Below are 15,717 nucleotides of genomic sequence, written 5' to 3'. Positions count from 1 at the left end.
GGAAAGATCCCCATAGCAACCGGTCAGCACTCAATGATGTTGACCGGTACTTCGATGACGTTAACCGCAAGGCCGCCCCGCGCAGTCTCTTTGTACTTGGTCTTCATATCGGCACCGGTGTCGCGCATGGTCTTGATGACCTTGTCGAGCGAGACGAAGTGCGTCCCGTCACCACGCAGCGCCATGCGCGCGGCGTTGATCGCCTTGACCGCGGCCATGGCGTTGCGCTCGATGCACGGCACCTGAACCAACCCCCCCACCGGATCGCAGGTCAATCCCAGATTGTGCTCCATGCCGATCTCGGCGGCGTTTTCTACCTGTTCTGGAGTACCGCCCAGCACCTCGGTCAGCGCGCCCGCAGCCATCGAGCAGGCGGAACCCACTTCGCCCTGGCAGCCGACTTCGGCGCCCGAGATGGAGGCATTCTCCTTGTAGAGGATGCCGATAGCGCCGGCCGTCAGCAGAAAACGGACCACTCCATCCTCGTTGGCCCCTTTGCAGAACCGGGCGTAGTAGTGCAGCACCGCGGGGACGATCCCTGCCGCGCCGTTGGTGGGGGCGGTCACCACACGACCACCGGCGGCATTTTCCTCATTGACCGCCAACGCGTAGAGATCGACCCAGTCCAGTACCGTCAGCGGATCCTGCAATCCCTCTTCAGGGTGGCTACAGAGTTTGCGGTACAGGCTTGCCGCTCGACGGCGCACCTTCATGCCGCCGGGCAGGATTCCCTCCTCCTTGCAGCCGCGCTCCACACAGGACTGCATTACCCGCCAGATCTTCAGCAGTCGCTCGTGGATCTCGCTTTCCGAATGCCATACCTGCTCGTTCGCCAGCATCAAGTCGCTGATTCGAACGCTTTGTTTCCGACACAGCGCCAACAGCTCTGTGGCGCTCTTGAAGGGATGGGGAAGTAACGTATCGTCGGCGCGTAACTGGCCTTCTGCGGCGGCATCCTCCTCGACCACGAAACCACCACCCACCGAGTAGTAACCACGGGTGTAGAGCTTTGCCCCCGTTGTGTCAACGGCTAGAAAACGCATACCGTTGGGGTGATCGGGCAGACTCTTGCGCCGGTGGAGGATTAAATCCTCGGACTCATCAAAGGCCACCTCATGTTTCCCCAGCAGCCGTAGAGCACCCTGCCGGCGGATGCCGGCGAGACGCCCATCCACCCCATCGGGATCGACCTGATCGGGCGTCTCCCCTTCCAGACCCATCAAAATCGCCTTATCGCTTCCGTGCCCCTTACCCGTGGCACCCAACGAACCGAACAGCTCTACCCGAAGTTGGGCAACACGTGACAGCAGGCCAGCCTCGTTCAAACCCACGGCAAACCGCCGGGCTGCGATCATCGGACCGACGGTGTGCGAACTGGATGGGCCAATACCGATCTTGAACAGGTCGAAAACGCTGATGGCCATGATCTATCCGTGAGGCGCCAACGACGGCGACTCAGATAGCGTAGTTGAGTACTGCGTAAAAGTGGCAGGCAGTGCCAGTGATCACGAACAGATGCCAGACGAAATGGAAATAGCGGATCCTTTCCACGGCGAAAAAGACCACGCCAAGCGTGTAGGCTATGCCGCCCATCAACAGCCAGAAGAGCCCCCACTTCGGCACATGTGTCCAGGCAGGTTCAGCGGCGATCAGAATCAGCCATCCCATGGCCAAATAGATCCACGTGGAGATTTTGCCGGCTGCGTGCGCCCCGATAATCGCCTTGACGGTGATACCCGCGACGGCCAGGCCCCAGACCAGACCGAACAGCGTCCAGCCCCAGGCGCCGCGCAACGGTCCCAGCAAAAACGGCGTATAGGTCCCCGCAATCAGCAGATAGATCGCCCCGTGATCGAGGAACTGGAAGAGGCGCTTGGCACGACCCTGAGGGATGGCATGAAACAGCATGGATGACGCATACAGCAGCACCATGCTCGTGGCAAAGACCGCGGCCCCCGCGATACCTGCGGCATCACCGCCCCTTACCGCAGCGATCATCAGGAACGGAACCGCCACGATCGCAGCCACCATCCCCGCGCCATGGCTGACGCTGTTGGCGATCTCTTCGCCCAGGGATTGGGGGCGGTTTTCAATGGTGCAGGTTGACGCCAAGGTGGGTGGGTCCTGTTGTCCGGTCGTGGGAGTGGATACGTACTGGTAGCGCTACTTTATCACCCTATGCGTGGGGAGGTCTCATGCGAATTGGATTATTGGTTGACTCACAGGCCAAACACTGTGGCGCGGCTTCGCCGTGGTGAATTGAATGCGAGGATTCCGTCCCCGCAGCCGGACTGCACCGTATACCGGGATACGCAGCGCCGTGACCCCGGAAGAAATTCGCCTAGAACGGCGGTGAGGTCTTCGTAACAGTTCACCCTCATGCACTGCACTCCAGGAGGAAAACAATCAGCTCCTTTGGTCCGTGCACGCCGTAGGCGAGTGTCTGTTCGATATCCGCAGTTTTCGAGGGTCCGGAGATCAGCAACGCATTGGTGGGCAGGCTGCTCGCCCAATTCTCCTCCGTCATGATTTCGGCGAGCGTATTGAACAGACGATCCGCCGCCAACACCGCGATGTGAACGGGCGGCACCAGCGACATCAACCGTGGCTCCTGAATAGTCGGCCACAGCACCAGAGTGCCGGTTTCGGCAATGCCCGCATGTGCGCTGGTGAGCGCGGCCGCGACATCATTGAACAGCGCAGGTTTGAAGGCCTCGATGGATTCCGCATAACGAATCCGCTCCGGCAGTAACTCACCGACCTTGTCCAGGGCCTGGCCGATCGGTGTTTCCGATGCATACATCATGTTGCGTATCGAACGCCCGGCCAGCAATGCACAGAGCTCCGTGATCCAATGCGCGGTGGTAGTGCGATGCACCTCGGCGTGTACCGCAGTCAACAGCGTAGTGAAACGCTCAATCCTCTCCTCGTACGCCCACTGCTTTAGCGGCAACCTCGTCGCCACTCGCACCGCGCTGTCGGTCATGCGCCCGGGGCTGCGCAGGCGGCCAAGGATGTTGTCGCGCGCGATGTCACTCACCGGCGATCCCCTTTTCCCGTGCCAGTTGATGCAGCGTCTTCGACGCCAGTTGCGGCTTGCTGCGCACCGAGGTCCACTCCTTGAGTGCACCGACGTTGGGTAAAAACCCCCCCAACCTGGCGCCCCATCCCGTAAAGAACCGGTACCCGCCCGGCCGGGAATGCAGCGCAGCCCAGCCTTGCCAGATCAACGCCTCCAGGCCTTTGCGTCGTGCACCGCTGCCACGCACCGCGCCGACGCCAGACGGCCGATTGACCGCCTCCCGGCGCAGACGGACCAGAATCTGCGGGATGGGAATGCGCACCGGACACACCTCGGCGCACGCGCCGCACAGCGATGATGCGGTGGCGAGCTCACCCGCCTGTTCGATGCCGTCGATTTGCGGGGTGAGGATCTTGCCGATGGGTCCCGGGTAGACTGCGTCGTAGGCATGGCCCCCGATGCGCGTGTAAACCGGGCAGTGGTTCATGCAGGCACCGCAACGGATGCACTGCAGAGTCTGACGCAACTGCTCATCGGCGTACATACGCGAGCGGCCGTTATCGAGCAACACCAGGTGTATCTCCTCGGGGCCATCGCGTTCACCGGTTTTGCGCGGCGAGGTGATCATGTTGAAGTAGGTCGTTATCGGCTGCCCGGTCGCGGAACGGGTCAATAGACTCAGCAGGGGCGGGACATCATCGAGCCGCTCCACCACCTTCTCGATACCCATTACCGCGATATGCACCGGCGGCACCGTGGTACACATGCGGCCGTTGCCTTCGTTCTCCACCAGGCACAGCGTGCCGGTCTCGGCCACTGCGAAATTGACACCCGACATGCCGATGTCGGCGGACATAAAGGCTTCGCGCAACTTCTGGCGCGCCATGGCGGTCAGTTCGTCCACGTCCTCCGTGTAGCGTCCCTGCGCCACCTCGCGCTCGAAGAGGTGCGCGATCTGATCCTTGTTCTTGTGGATGGCGGGCATGATGATATGCGAGGGCATCTCATGATCGAGCTGGATGATGTACTCGCCCAGATCGGACTCCAGGCAATCGATGCCGTGCCCGGCCATGAATCGATTGAGATGCATCTCCTCGGAGACCATCGATTTGCCCTTGATGATGCGCCGGGCATCGCGGCGTTGCGCGATCTGCAAAACGATTTCATTGGCCTGCCGCGTGGTCTCCGCCCAGTGCACCTGAATGCCGTTGGTGCTGCAGTTTGCTTCCAGTTTTTCCAGAAGCTCCGGCAGTTTCGCCAGGGCGTTGCGGCGTATGCTTGCGCCGAGGTCGCGCAACGATTCCAGCTCTTCGGTGTCCGCAAACGCGGAGCGACGCTTGGACATCAGACCGTCCATCGCGCGCCGGAAGTTGGCGCGCAGCTGGCTGTCGTTCAGTGCCGCGTGGGAACGCGCCTGGAAATCAGTCCCGGTCACCGGTCCGCTCCAGGAGAAAACTGGCGATATGTTGACCCCGCACATCTTTACCCTGGAATTCCAGGGCGCCCGTGATATTCATCAAGCAGCCGCAATCGCCGCCCAGAACGCGTTCAGCGCCGGTGGCGCAGATATCGGCTGTTTTGTCGTTGACCATGGCGGCCGAGATCTCGGGGTGTTTGACCGCAAAGGTACCGCCGAAGCCGCAGCACTCACGCTCGCGCTGCAGTTCCACCAGCTGCACGTTGTGCAGTTGGCCGAGCAATGTCTTGGCCTCCTGTGCAACGCCCATCTCGCGCCACGCCGAACAGGAGGTGTGCAGAGTCACACGCACGGGATCGCCGGTATCCTTGAGTTCAACACCGAGGACGTTGGCCAGAAACTCCGTCAACTCATAGGTACGCTCAGCGATTGCTAGGGCACGCGCGAAATCAGCCTCGCCAGCGAACAGTTCAGGGTAGTGCTGGCGCATCATCCCCGCGCACGAAGCAGAGGGCACTACGATGGGAATCTCTTCCGCGAAGCAAGCCAACTGGCGGCGCGCCACGGACAGCGCCTCGGCGTGATAACCCGAATTGAAGGCCGGCTGCCCGCAACAGGTTTGATCCTGCGGAAATATCACCGCAACACCTGCTCGCTCCAGCAACTGCATGCCAGCCATACCGGCCTCCGGATAGAAGAGGTCGATCAGGCAGGTGCCGAAGAAGTAGACCGACTCGGGTTTGGGTGGATAAGCGCGAGATTTTTCCATGGCTTTCAGCTCATTCCGGGTTCGGCGAATTCCCTGCACGGTGGATCGAAGGCACCACGACACCCATTTAGGCATAAGGATAGGTGGTTTGAATCGCCTTTACAGGGCGCCTCTTCATCCTGGCATTGGATGCAGCGGCATGCATGTATTGGTTGACCTGCAGAAGGCGACGCTGAAAGCCGACTCCGGGATAGTCTGCAATTTCGTCGAACTGCTGGCGACCAATCCGCAACAGCGGGGTAAGAACTACCGTATCGCCCCACTGGTGACGCGAGGGTTCCAGGAGACGATGTCCCACCTGTTCAGCCTGTACGCAAAGAATCAGCCCGTGGAGTGCCAGGTTTTCAAGGAACGCTCTGCCGCGCTTGAATGGTCGCGTGAAAAGAAACCGTGCCAGGCCAATCCTGTAGCATGAGACACAAAGGCGGGCCCTGCGGCCCGCCTTCGCTACACGTAAAACTGTGCTCGGATATCACGAAGCCGTCACCACAGCACCCACGCTGCCTGCCACCGGTTTTTTCAATCCGCCACCGGTGCCGGTACCCGAGATCGCGGCAGCCGTGAATTCCGGATAGGCCTCCAGGCCGCACTCGGAGATATCCACGCCTTCGTACTCCTCCTCCTCACTGACCCGAATACCCATAGTCACCTTGAGAATCATCCACACCACGAGGCTGCAGCCGAAGACAAAGCCGAAAATGGCGCCGATACCTGCCAATTGACCGGCAAAGCTCGCTTCGTCGTTGGAGAGCAGCACCGCCATCACCCCCCAGATACCAACCACACCGTGAACCGAAATGGCACCGACCGGATCGTCAATCCGCAGCTTGTCGAGAGCGACAATGGAGAACACCACCAGCGCGCCGCCGATAACGCCGATCAGCGTAGCGAGCAACGGCGAGGGGGTGTTGGGTGCCGCGGTGATCGCCACCAGACCCGCAAGCGCACCGTTGAGAGCCATGGTGAGATCGGCCTTGCCGAACAGGAAGCGTGCCGTCACCAGTGCCGCGAGCAAACCACCCGCCGCCGCAGTATTGGTGTTGACAAAGACCGCAGCGACGGCATCGGCCGCACCTTTGGAGTCCATCGCCAATTCTGAGCCGCCGTTGAAGCCGAACCACCCCAGCCACAGGATCAAGGTACCGAGCGCGGCCAGCGGCAGGTTGCAACCGGGAATCGCGCGCACCTCCCCTTGCGGACCGTACTTGCCCTTGCGCGCACCAAGCAGCAGAACGCCTGCCAACGCGGCGGATGCGCCCGCCAGGTGGACGATGCCGGAGCCGGCATAGTCGCTATAACCCAGTTCGGAGAGGAATCCGCCACCCCAGCTCCAGTGACCCTGCACCGGGTAGATGAAACCGGTCATCACCACCGCGAATGCCAGAAACGCCCAGAGCTTCATGCGTTCGGCCACCGCGCCGGAGACGATCGACATGGCGGTTGCGACAAAAACCACCTGGAAGAAGAAGTCAGACATCAGGGCGTGGTGCGGACCATCGTCGCCCATATAAGAGGTTCCATCAGGGCCGGCAATACCGGCAAGAAGCGTTCCGCCGCCGATGAAACCGTTGCCCTCCCCATACATCAGGTTGTAACCAATGATGAGATACATGATGCAGGCCAACGAGTAGAGCGCCACGTTCTTGGTCAGAATCTCGGCAGTGTTCTTGGCGCGCACCAGGCCCGCCTCCAGCATAGCGAACCCGGCTGCCATCCACATCACCAATGCACCGGCCAATACAAACCAGAGCGTGTTCAGTACGTACTTGAGTTCGGGTATTGCTTCCATCGTAAAAACCTCCGCGTCGGGTTATAGGGCTTCGGGGCCGGACTCGCCGGTACGGATACGGATCACCTGCTCCAGTGAGGAGACAAAGATCTTGCCGTCACCGATCTTTCCGGTATTGGCCGCCTTGGCGATCTCCTCCAGAACCTGATCGAGCATGTCGGCGGCCACAGCCACCTCCAACTTCACCTTCGGCAGAAAATCCACTACGTATTCGGCGCCACGATAGAGCTCGGTGTGACCCTTCTGGCGACCGAACCCCTTCACCTCCGTGACTGTGATACCGCGCACGCCGATCTCCGACAGCGCCTCGCGCACATCGTCCAGCTTGAACGGTTTGATGATTGCAGTTACCAGCTTCATCGTCTTGCCTCTCCAGGAATTGAGGAATCTGCGCTGTGGTTTGCATAGTGCATGCCACATATTTTTTCTAGAACCTATCTCAGAATCCCCCGCGAGCTGTGCCGGTCGCTCGTGGTTTCAGCGCCAGGCGCGGCGAGCGTGGTTGGGTCATTCCCAATGAGCGAGCCGCAACACCGCGCTGGAGCCACGAGCGCCCGGCCCTTCGGGTTGGCCCCAGAGGTGCGCTGGCGGTGTTCTCGACTTGCCAATAGCGTTGCTATTGGCTGCGCCTTCGGGCCTACCCAGCGCACCTCTGGGGCTCAACACAGCACGCGGGGGATTCTGAGATAGGTTCTAATTATTTTCATGATGTTACAGTTCGATTACCGTACCACCCCCGACCAGATGCACCAGATTCGACGAGCAAAGGCCCACCCTGCACCAACATGGTGCGGCATTGCGGATCGATTCAGGATTGAGTTCGGGTAAGGGGGTTACGCGGTATTGATGGGCAACACAGTCAGGTGTGCGCCTTCGAAATCGTAACCGGCGCCGGTATCGATGAAGTAGACATTCCCAACCTGTTTGGGCGCATCAAAAACGGTGTGTCCGCAGTAGACGCGGTAGACGCCCTCCACGGGTGTCGTGCAGACCTCCTGGGCACGGCCGCGGCTCCACAGCGCATACTCAAATACGGCCTGATCACCATCCTGCAGGCGGGTTGCAAACTGGGACCACGACATATTGCACGGGATATCAGCGTGGACGATCCCCACCAGACCCTGGGGGGTCTCCACCTCCAGGAGCATGGGCAATTCGGCGAAGGTCTCCATAAAGCGCCACTTGGTCGCCTCATCCACCTCCAGCCACCAGTCACCCCCGTTGACCGCCACCCACCAGGACAACTCGTCGACATTACCCGGTGCGGATTGAACGAAATTGTCGTGATTACCGCGGCAGGTGTGGAACCAGGGCTTGGCGAGCCACTCCAGTGCCGCCAGAGAGTCGCTGCCGCGATCCACCAGATCGCCGACACAGAAAAGGCGGTCACGATCAGTATCAAAATCCAGCCGTTCCAATTCCGCCTCCAGCAGATGGAATTCGCCGTGGATATCGCCGGATACGAAATCGCGACCCAGCTGGTTTTGGGAGAAACGTTTAATCACGTCTACCGCGGCTTCCTGTCATTGCACGCTGATGTTAATTTCACCAATAAAAGCAGAGTGTTATGTCCGACCGCAGGGCACGCTCCGCCTCCGGGCGAGCGACAGAGGTGGAGATTATAGCGGCCCCGATGGCTGAATGGGCACTGTTGCCGATCAATCGTAGACCGAATTGCGCCCAGTATTGCGGAATCCAAGGTCCCTTGTCTTGCCAGGAGTTCGGGCATACACAACAGACATTCAACTATCCTTGACCGGGATTCCACCCCGAGCGTCGAAGCCGATGCCTGAAGAAAGCAACCCACTGCAGCAAGCCGCCGCGCTGATCTGCGCTGCGACTCGTATAACGGTCCTCACCGGCGCGGGCATCTCGGCTGAGAGTGGTGTACCCACCTTTCGCGATGCCCAAACCGGTCTTTGGGCCACTTATGATCCTCTGCAGCTTGCCACGCCCGAGGCGTTCGCAGCCGATCCGGAACGGGTGTGGCAATGGTACGCATGGCGGCGCGAACTGATTGCGGCAGCGCAGCCCAATCCTGGCCACACCGCCCTGGCGGCAATGGAGCAACACTGCAGCAATTTTCACTTGATAACACAGAACGTTGACGGACTGCACCAAGGCGCGGGAAGTCACAATATCATCGAACTCCACGGCAACATCCATCGCACCCGCTGCGCGGACAAGGCCCATCCAGCCGTTCCGAATCCTGACGACACCCGCATCCCTCCACGCTGTCCACAATGTGACGCACCGCTGCGGCCGGACGTGGTCTGGTTCGGCGAACACCTGCCGGCTGCGGCGCTGGAGCGGGCGTTCGACGCGGCAAAGCGCTGCGACCTCTTCCTCTGCATCGGCACCTCGAGTTTGGTCTATCCAGCGGCTGGGTTACCCTACGCCGCACTCGAAGCCGGCGCCATGCTGATCGAGATCAACCCCAGCGAAACCCCACTCAGCCACAATGCGCACCTACACTTACGCGGTCCCGCTGGAGAAATTCTGCCGCGGCTGATCGCGGCTCCAAGACCAACGTCTGAGGCTTCGAGGAACTAGCTCGATGAACTACCCGCATCACGATATCCGCGCCCTGCTCACCGTCATGGCACGGCTGCGCGACCCCAAAACCGGCTGTCCCTGGGACCGGGAGCAGGACTTCCGCTCCATCGCCCCCTACACCATAGAAGAGGCCTATGAAGTCGCTGATGCCATCGAGCGCGAGGCACCCGAGGACCTCAAAGAGGAACTGGGCGATCTGCTGCTGCAGGTGGTCTACCATGCGCGGATGGCCGAGGAGGCAAGCTGGTTCGAGTTCTCCGACGTGGTGCAGTCCATCGTCGACAAGATGATTCGCCGCCACCCCCACGTCTTTGGTGACGAGCAGATCGCCGATGCAGCCACCCAAACCGAGGCGTGGGAGCAACACAAGGCACGGGAAAAACCCGAGCGCGACAGTGTGCTCGACGGTGTGACTGCCGCACTCCCGGCCCTCACCCGCTCGGTGAAACTGCAGCGTCGCGCAGCCCGTGTCGGTTTCGATTGGCCGAGTCCGCATCCTGTGTTCGACAAAATCGCCGAGGAACTGGAGGAGGTGCGTCACGAACTGTCCGGGGACAACGATCTGGGGCGGATCACCGACGAGATGGGCGATCTGTTGTTCGCCTGCACCAACCTGTCGCGCCACCTGGGCGTCGATCCCGAAACGGCGCTGCGCTATGCCAACCGGAAGTTTGAACGCCGATTTCGCTTCATCGAGACGGATCTGCGTCAACAGGGGCGCGCGCCCGTCGATACACCCCTGGCTGAACTCGACGCGCTGTGGGAGGCCGCAAAGCGCGCGGATCGGCGGGCAAAATAGCGAGGCACACAGCCACCTTGTAACACTCTATTCGCTGAGGAGGCTGTGTTATGCTTTTCTCATACCATGAAGCTCAAGAATACAGCCTTCCTTCTGCACCCAACACCGCCCTTTGTACGGCGCCGGCCTGACACCAACCACGCCAGGCGGCCGTGCCATTGCAGCGACATACATCCGGTTCGTTTTCCGCTCAACCGTAGCGTAGGAATCCATTGATGGCCAACGATCTGACCGAAAGCGCACTGCATTACCACCGCTACCCGAAGCCCGGAAAACTCGAAATCTCGCCCACCAAGCCGCTGGCCAATCAGCGCGATCTGGCATTGGCCTACTCTCCAGGCGTGGCTGCCGCGTGCAACGCGATTGTCGATGACCCCGCCCAAGTGAGCGAGATGACGGCGCGCGGCAACCTGGTTGCCGTGGTCACCAATGGCACCGCAGTGCTGGGACTCGGGCCCATCGGTCCGCTGGCCGCCAAGCCGGTGATGGAAGGCAAGGCGGTGCTGTTCAAGAAATTCGCGCATATCGATGTCTTCGATATCGAGGTCAACGAGACCGATTCCGACCTGTTTGTCGATACCATCGCGCGTCTGGAACCCACGTTTGGCGCCATCAACCTGGAGGATATCAAGGCGCCGGAGTGTTTCGAGATCGAGCGCAAACTGCAGGCACGCGTCAACATCCCCGTGTTTCATGATGACCAGCATGGCACTGCCATCATCGTGGGCGCAGCGACCCTGAATGGGCTGCGCTTGCTGGAGAAAGAGATCTCCAGGGTGCGCCTGGTCGCCCTCGGCGCAGGTGCCGCCGGGATAGCCTGCCTCGAGCTGCTGGTGGACCTGGGCCTGCCGCGCGAGAATATCACCATCTGCGATCGCAAAGGCGTGGTTTACAAAGGTCGCGACACCTCGACGGACCCCACCAAGGTGCGCTTTGCTCAAGAGACCAGGATGCGCACCATCGCCGAAGCGATGAGCGGCGCCGATATCTTCCTCGGGCTCTCCGGTCCAGGCGTCATCACCAAAGAGATGGTCGCCACAATGGCCAAGCGGCCGCTCATACTGGCGCTGGCCAATCCGGTACCGGAGATCCTGCCCGAGGAGGTCAGGAAGGTTCGCCAGGATGCGATCATGGCAACCGGGCGCTCCGACTATCCCAATCAGGTGAACAACGTCCTCTGCTTCCCCTACATTTTCCGCGGCGCACTCGATGTGGGCGCCACGTGCGTCAACGGCGCGATGAAGATCGCAGCCGTGCATGCAATCGCCGACCTTGCAACGGTGGAGGCATCCGATGTGGTGGCCAGCGCCTACGGCGATCACGCGCTTACCTTTGGCCCGCACTACATCATCCCCAAGCCTTTCGATCCACGACTGATCGTCGAGGTGTCATCCGCGGTTGCCAAAGCCGCCATGGAGAGCGGCGTCGCAACGCGGCCCCTGCCCGATTTCGTCGCCTACCGCGAGAAGCTGCAGCAGTACGTCGTTCGCTCCGGACTGCTGATGAAACCGATTTTCGAAGCCGCCAAACTGGCACCCAAGCGCATCGTCTACGCCGAAGGTGAAGAGGAGCGCGTACTGCGCGCAGTGCAGGACATCGTCACGGAAGGACTGGCACGTCCGATCCTGATCGGTCGCCCCAACGTCATCACGCGGCGCATCCAGAAGCTCGGTCTGCGCATCCGCCAGGGCGAACACTTCGACGTAGTGAACCTGCTCACCAACCCCGAGTTCACGGAGTACTGGGAGCTCTACCATCAACTCATGGAACGTCAGGGCGTCTCCCCCGACTACGCACGCAAGATCGTGCGCACGCGCTCTACCGTCATGGGTGCATTGATGATCCGCCACGGCGAAGCGGATGCGATGATCTGCGGCGTCACCGGCCGCTACCACCGACACCTCAATCACATTATCAACGTGCTGGGGCGTCACCCGCACGCGCGCGTGGTCGCGGCGATGAATGTGCTGTTGATCAAACAGGGCGCTCTGTTCATCTGCGACACCCACGTCAATCCCGATCCGACCACCGAAGAGATCACCGAGATGACGCTGCTCGCCAGTGAGGCGGTACGGCGCTTCGGCATCGTACCCAAGGTGGCCCTGCTTTCGCACTCCAACTTTGGCAGCAGCAAAACCGCCTCTGCACTCAAGATGGCCGAGGCGCGTGTGATCATCAAACGACGTGCGCCCGATCTGGAAGTCGAGGGCGAGATGCACGCCGATACCGCGTTGTCCGAGAGAATCCGCAGCGCTATCTTTCCGAATTCCGAACTCTCCGGCGCAGCAAATCTGTTGATCATGCCCAACATGGATTCCGCCAACATCGCCTACAACCTGTTGAAAATTCTCGGCGATGCAGTGGTAATCGGTCCGCTACTGCTGGGCGCCGCGGCGCCCGCGCACGTCCTGACCACCTCCACTACCGTGCGACGTATCGTCAATATGAGCGCCCTGGCGGTCGTCGATGCTCAGACCCAGACAGCCGAGCTGGAAGCTACTGACATGAATCGACGCGTTGGATAATGTGATGGGTTTTGTTTGTCTATCAGATAGATACTGCTACACTGGCGCACAATAAAAGCATACAGGGCACTGACTCGCAGACTGGGCATGCGCCACACCATACTCGTACTCAACTCCAAGGGCGGTTGCGGCAAGACCACCATCGCAACCAATCTCGCGAGCTATTTCGCAGGCTTGGGGATGCAAACCGCAATGGTGGACTACGATCCGCAGGGTTCGAGTACCAAGTGGAATCGCATCCGCGGAGAGGAACGCCCGCAGATCCACGGCATCGCCGCCTTTCGCGAAACGCGCAACGCCAATGCGACCCGCGCCTGGCAGTTGGCACCGCCGGTCGGCACCGAACGCGTGGTGATCGACGCACCGGCGGGGATTCATGGTTTTCACCTCGAAGACTATGTACGTCGGGTCGACACCATACTGATTCCTGTCCTGCCCTCCTCCATCGATATCTACGCCGCATCCGATTTCATTCGCGACCTGCTGCTGGTGGGGCGCGCCCGGGTGCACAAGACGCGGCTCGCCGTGGTCGCCAACCGGGTCAGGGCGCGCACCAATTCGTACCTAGCGCTGCGCAATTTTCTGCAAACGCTGAATATTCCCTTTGTTGCCGCGCTTCGTGACACGCAGAACTATGTGCGTGCCGCCGAGCAGGGGATCGGGATTCACGACCTGCCTCCTCATCTCGCTCAGCGCGATATCGAACAGTGGCAGGGATTGCTTGACTGGCTGGATGAGGGCATCGTGCGGGAAATTGGCAGCACCGGTTCCGATCAAACCGGATAGTACCGATCCCGATCGACGATGCCCGATGCGCGTCCCTGTGTCGATCACCCCCAAATCGCACCCGGCCTGAGCCTATCCCCATGAACACACCGCTTTGGACACCAAGCACGGAACGCATCTCGCACTCCAATCTGACCCGCTTCACGGAGCGTGTGAACGATGCGCACGGTACCGGACTGCGCGACTACGACGCGCTCTACGACTGGTCGATACGCGAACCGGCCACCTTCTGGGCAATGATGTGGCGCTTTGCCGAGATTCGCGCGAGTCGTGTCTACGAAGCGGTGCTCGAAGACCCGCGCATGCCCGGTGCCCAGTGGTTCCGCGGTGCGCGCCTCAACTTTGCCGAGAATCTGCTGCGCTACCGGGACGAGCAGACGGCACTGATCGGTGTCGACGAGCGCGATGGCTCACCCCAGCGCCTCACCTATGCCGAACTCTATGCCCAGGTCGCGCAGCTTGCTCGGTTTCTCAAAGGCCAGGGAGTGGGGATCGGCGATCGCGTCGCCGGGTTCATGCCCAACCGCATCGCCACCGTCGTTGCCATGCTGGCCACCACCAGCCTGGGCGCACTCTGGTCATCGTGCAGTCCCGACTTCGGCTTCCGTGGCGTGATGGATCGCTTCGGTCAGATCGAGCCCAAGGTACTGATTGCCAGCGATGGGTATTTCTACGGCGGTAAGAGTTTCGATACCCGTGAGCGCATCGCCAGGGTGGCCGACGAAATCGGCGCCATTCGGTGCGTCGTGGTGGTGCCCTATGTTTACGCGCAACCCGATATCACCGGCATCAGGAGTGCGTTGCTATGGGACGACGCCCTGGACAACCCGGCCGAAGACATTGAATTCGCCCAACTGCCCTTCGATCATCCGCTCTACATCATGTACTCCTCGGGCACCACCGGCGTACCCAAGTGCATCGTCCACGGCGCAGGCGGAACGCTGATCCAGCACGCCAAGGAGCTGTTGCTGCACACCGATCTGAAGCGCGAGGATGTGATCTTCTACTTCACCACGTGCGGCTGGATGATGTGGAACTGGCTGGTGAGCTCTTTGACGGTTGGCGCGACCGTGGTGCTCTTCGACGGCAGCCCGGGTCACCCGGATATGACCATCTTGTGGCGTCTGGCGCAGGATCTCGGCATTACCGTTTTCGGCACCAGTCCCAAGTTCATTTCCGGTTGCGAAAAATCCGGCATCCACCCCAGTCGCGGTTTCGATCTGTCGCGATTGCGCACAGTGCTCTCCACCGGATCACCGCTGTCCGAGGAAAACTTCGCATGGATATACCGGGAGGTAGGTACCGACATTCAACTCGCATCCATCTCGGGAGGCACCGACATCATCTCCTGTTTCATGCTTGGCTGCCCCACCGCGCCGGTCTATGCGGGGGAGATCCAGAAACGCGGGCTCGGCATGCAGGTGGAGGCGTGGGACGATGACGGCAGGGCGCTGATCGGCGAAAAGGGCGAGTTGGTTTGTGCGGCGCCCTTCCCCTCCATGCCGGTGGCGTTCTGGAACGATCCCGACAACGAGAAGTATCTGGATGCCTATTTTCGCCGTTACCCCGGCGTCTGGCACCACGGCGACTATATCGAGATCACGCCGCGCGGTGGCGTCATCGTCTACGGCCGCTCGGATGCCACGCTCAATCCCGGCGGTGTACGTATCGGCACCGCCGATATCTACCGCCAGGTGGAAGCGATCGACGAGATCATCGACTCGCTGGTGGTGGGGCGCCCCGTGGACAACGACGTCGAGATCGTGCTTTTCGTGGTACTGCGCGCGGACGTCACGCTCGACGACGAATTCGTCAAACGCATCAAGGCCCTGATCCGCGACAATACCACCCCGCGTCATGTCCCGCGCCGCGTCCTTGCGCTCAGCGACATCCCGCGCACCATCAGCGGCAAGAAGGTCGAGCTGGCGGTGCTCAACATCCTGCAGGGCAAGGAGGTCAAGAACAAAGACGCCCTCGCCAATCCGCACATACTCGACGAGGTGGCAGCAATCGCCCGCACACTCGACTAGAGGTGCGGGCGAAGTCGTTACCCA

General features: G+C 60.8%; 14 protein-coding genes. 6 read left to right on the top strand and 8 right to left on the bottom strand.

Annotated features, from left to right (window positions below):
- Window positions 1–23 precede the first annotated feature (23 nt).
- From DWQ09_11915 to DWQ09_11895, 5 genes are all read right to left on the bottom strand, one after another.
- The gene (locus tag DWQ09_11915; GenBank protein KAA3627856.1) at window positions 24–1,424 is read right to left on the bottom strand and encodes an L-serine ammonia-lyase; all 1,401 of its coding nucleotides are present in this window, start codon (window positions 1,422–1,424) and stop codon (window positions 24–26) included.
- Between the two features lie 31 nt (window positions 1,425–1,455).
- On the bottom strand, window positions 1,456–2,031 hold the full coding sequence (locus DWQ09_11910; GenBank protein KAA3627855.1) for a hemolysin III family protein: 576 nt from the start codon (window positions 2,029–2,031) through the stop codon (window positions 1,456–1,458).
- Between the two features lie 346 nt (window positions 2,032–2,377).
- Entirely contained in the window at window positions 2,378–2,986 is a 609-nt protein-coding gene (locus DWQ09_11905; GenBank protein KAA3628021.1) for a lactate utilization protein, read from the bottom strand.
- Window positions 2,987–3,032: 46 nt separating this feature from the next.
- Window positions 3,033–4,502 carry an iron-sulfur cluster-binding protein gene (locus DWQ09_11900; protein KAA3627854.1) on the bottom strand — a complete coding sequence of 490 codons (1,470 nt, stop codon included), beginning with the start codon at window positions 4,500–4,502 and terminating at the stop codon, window positions 3,033–3,035.
- Window positions 4,444–5,208: a (Fe-S)-binding protein gene (locus tag DWQ09_11895; protein ID KAA3627853.1), complete on the bottom strand. Its 765-nt coding sequence runs from the start codon at window positions 5,206–5,208 to the stop codon at window positions 4,444–4,446. Before DWQ09_11895 ends, DWQ09_11900 begins: the two co-directional genes overlap by 59 nt.
- 139 nt (window positions 5,209–5,347) lie before the next feature.
- Here DWQ09_11895 and DWQ09_11890 point away from each other — a divergent pair, with 139 nt between their 5' ends.
- Window positions 5,348–5,623, top strand: coding sequence for a hypothetical protein (locus DWQ09_11890; protein ID KAA3627852.1), 276 nt, complete (start codon window positions 5,348–5,350; stop codon window positions 5,621–5,623).
- Window positions 5,624–5,680: 57 nt separating this feature from the next.
- Here the strand turns inward: DWQ09_11890 and DWQ09_11885 are convergent, their stop codons facing one another.
- The 3 genes from DWQ09_11885 to DWQ09_11875 form a co-directional block, all read right to left on the bottom strand.
- Complete coding sequence (locus tag DWQ09_11885) at window positions 5,681–6,997, bottom strand: ammonium transporter (protein ID KAA3627851.1); 1,317 nt, start codon at window positions 6,995–6,997, stop codon at window positions 5,681–5,683.
- A gap of 21 nt (window positions 6,998–7,018) precedes the next feature.
- The gene (locus tag DWQ09_11880) at window positions 7,019–7,357 is read right to left on the bottom strand and encodes a P-II family nitrogen regulator (GenBank protein KAA3627850.1); all 339 of its coding nucleotides are present in this window, start codon (window positions 7,355–7,357) and stop codon (window positions 7,019–7,021) included.
- Window positions 7,358–7,830: 473 nt separating this feature from the next.
- On the bottom strand, window positions 7,831–8,502 hold the full coding sequence (locus tag DWQ09_11875) for a metallophosphoesterase (GenBank protein KAA3627849.1): 672 nt from the start codon (window positions 8,500–8,502) through the stop codon (window positions 7,831–7,833).
- 280 nt (window positions 8,503–8,782) lie between these two features.
- On the opposite strand from DWQ09_11875, the gene DWQ09_11870 reads away from it, so the two are divergent.
- The 5 genes from DWQ09_11870 to DWQ09_11850 all read left to right on the top strand — a co-directional run bounded on the left by DWQ09_11870 (window position 8,783) and on the right by DWQ09_11850 (window position 15,693).
- The gene (locus DWQ09_11870) at window positions 8,783–9,550 is read left to right on the top strand and encodes an NAD-dependent deacylase (protein KAA3627848.1); all 768 of its coding nucleotides are present in this window, start codon (window positions 8,783–8,785) and stop codon (window positions 9,548–9,550) included.
- A gap of 4 nt (window positions 9,551–9,554) precedes the next feature.
- A complete protein-coding gene (locus DWQ09_11865) occupies window positions 9,555–10,352 on the top strand; it encodes a nucleoside triphosphate pyrophosphohydrolase (protein ID KAA3627847.1) in 798 nt (265 codons plus the stop codon).
- A 215-nt stretch (window positions 10,353–10,567) separates the two neighbouring features.
- The gene (locus DWQ09_11860) at window positions 10,568–12,877 is read left to right on the top strand and encodes an NADP-dependent malic enzyme (GenBank protein KAA3627846.1); all 2,310 of its coding nucleotides are present in this window, start codon (window positions 10,568–10,570) and stop codon (window positions 12,875–12,877) included.
- 87 nt (window positions 12,878–12,964) lie between these two features.
- On the top strand, window positions 12,965–13,663 hold the full coding sequence (locus DWQ09_11855; GenBank protein ID KAA3627845.1) for a ParA family protein: 699 nt from the start codon (window positions 12,965–12,967) through the stop codon (window positions 13,661–13,663).
- Window positions 13,664–13,743: 80 nt separating this feature from the next.
- Window positions 13,744–15,693: an acetoacetate--CoA ligase gene (locus tag DWQ09_11850; GenBank protein KAA3627844.1), complete on the top strand. Its 1,950-nt coding sequence runs from the start codon at window positions 13,744–13,746 to the stop codon at window positions 15,691–15,693.
- Window positions 15,694–15,717 lie beyond the last annotated feature (24 nt).

Source organism: Pseudomonadota bacterium, from assembly GCA_008501635.1.
Lineage (GTDB): Bacteria > Pseudomonadota > Gammaproteobacteria > QQUJ01 > QQUJ01 > QQUJ01.
Note: the sequence above shows the minus strand (reverse complement) of the source record. Positions and strands in the feature narration are given on the sequence as shown.

What these genes read in the sequence shown, in the direction of transcription:
- DWQ09_11880 (KAA3627850.1), bottom strand. Translation starts at nt 7,357, where the DNA reads ATGAAGCTGGTAACTGCAATCATCAAACCGTTCAAGCTGGACGATGTG.
- DWQ09_11900 (KAA3627854.1), bottom strand. Translation starts at nt 4,502, where the DNA reads ATGTGCGGGGTCAACATATCGCCAGTTTTCTCCTGGAGCGGACCGGTG.
- DWQ09_11850 (KAA3627844.1), top strand. Translation starts at nt 13,744, where the DNA reads ATGAACACACCGCTTTGGACACCAAGCACGGAACGCATCTCGCACTCC.
- DWQ09_11905 (KAA3628021.1), bottom strand. Translation starts at nt 2,986, where the DNA reads ATGACCGACAGCGCGGTGCGAGTGGCGACGAGGTTGCCGCTAAAGCAG.
- DWQ09_11915 (KAA3627856.1), bottom strand. Translation starts at nt 1,424, where the DNA reads ATGGCCATCAGCGTTTTCGACCTGTTCAAGATCGGTATTGGCCCATCC.
- DWQ09_11865 (KAA3627847.1), top strand. Translation starts at nt 9,555, where the DNA reads ATGAACTACCCGCATCACGATATCCGCGCCCTGCTCACCGTCATGGCA.
- DWQ09_11910 (KAA3627855.1), bottom strand. Translation starts at nt 2,031, where the DNA reads ATGGTGGCTGCGATCGTGGCGGTTCCGTTCCTGATGATCGCTGCGGTA.
- DWQ09_11860 (KAA3627846.1), top strand. Translation starts at nt 10,568, where the DNA reads ATGGCCAACGATCTGACCGAAAGCGCACTGCATTACCACCGCTACCCG.
- DWQ09_11895 (KAA3627853.1), bottom strand. Translation starts at nt 5,208, where the DNA reads ATGGAAAAATCTCGCGCTTATCCACCCAAACCCGAGTCGGTCTACTTC.
- DWQ09_11855 (KAA3627845.1), top strand. Translation starts at nt 12,965, where the DNA reads ATGCGCCACACCATACTCGTACTCAACTCCAAGGGCGGTTGCGGCAAG.
- DWQ09_11885 (KAA3627851.1), bottom strand. Translation starts at nt 6,997, where the DNA reads ATGGAAGCAATACCCGAACTCAAGTACGTACTGAACACGCTCTGGTTT.
- DWQ09_11890 (KAA3627852.1), top strand. Translation starts at nt 5,348, where the DNA reads ATGCATGTATTGGTTGACCTGCAGAAGGCGACGCTGAAAGCCGACTCC.
- DWQ09_11870 (KAA3627848.1), top strand. Translation starts at nt 8,783, where the DNA reads ATGCCTGAAGAAAGCAACCCACTGCAGCAAGCCGCCGCGCTGATCTGC.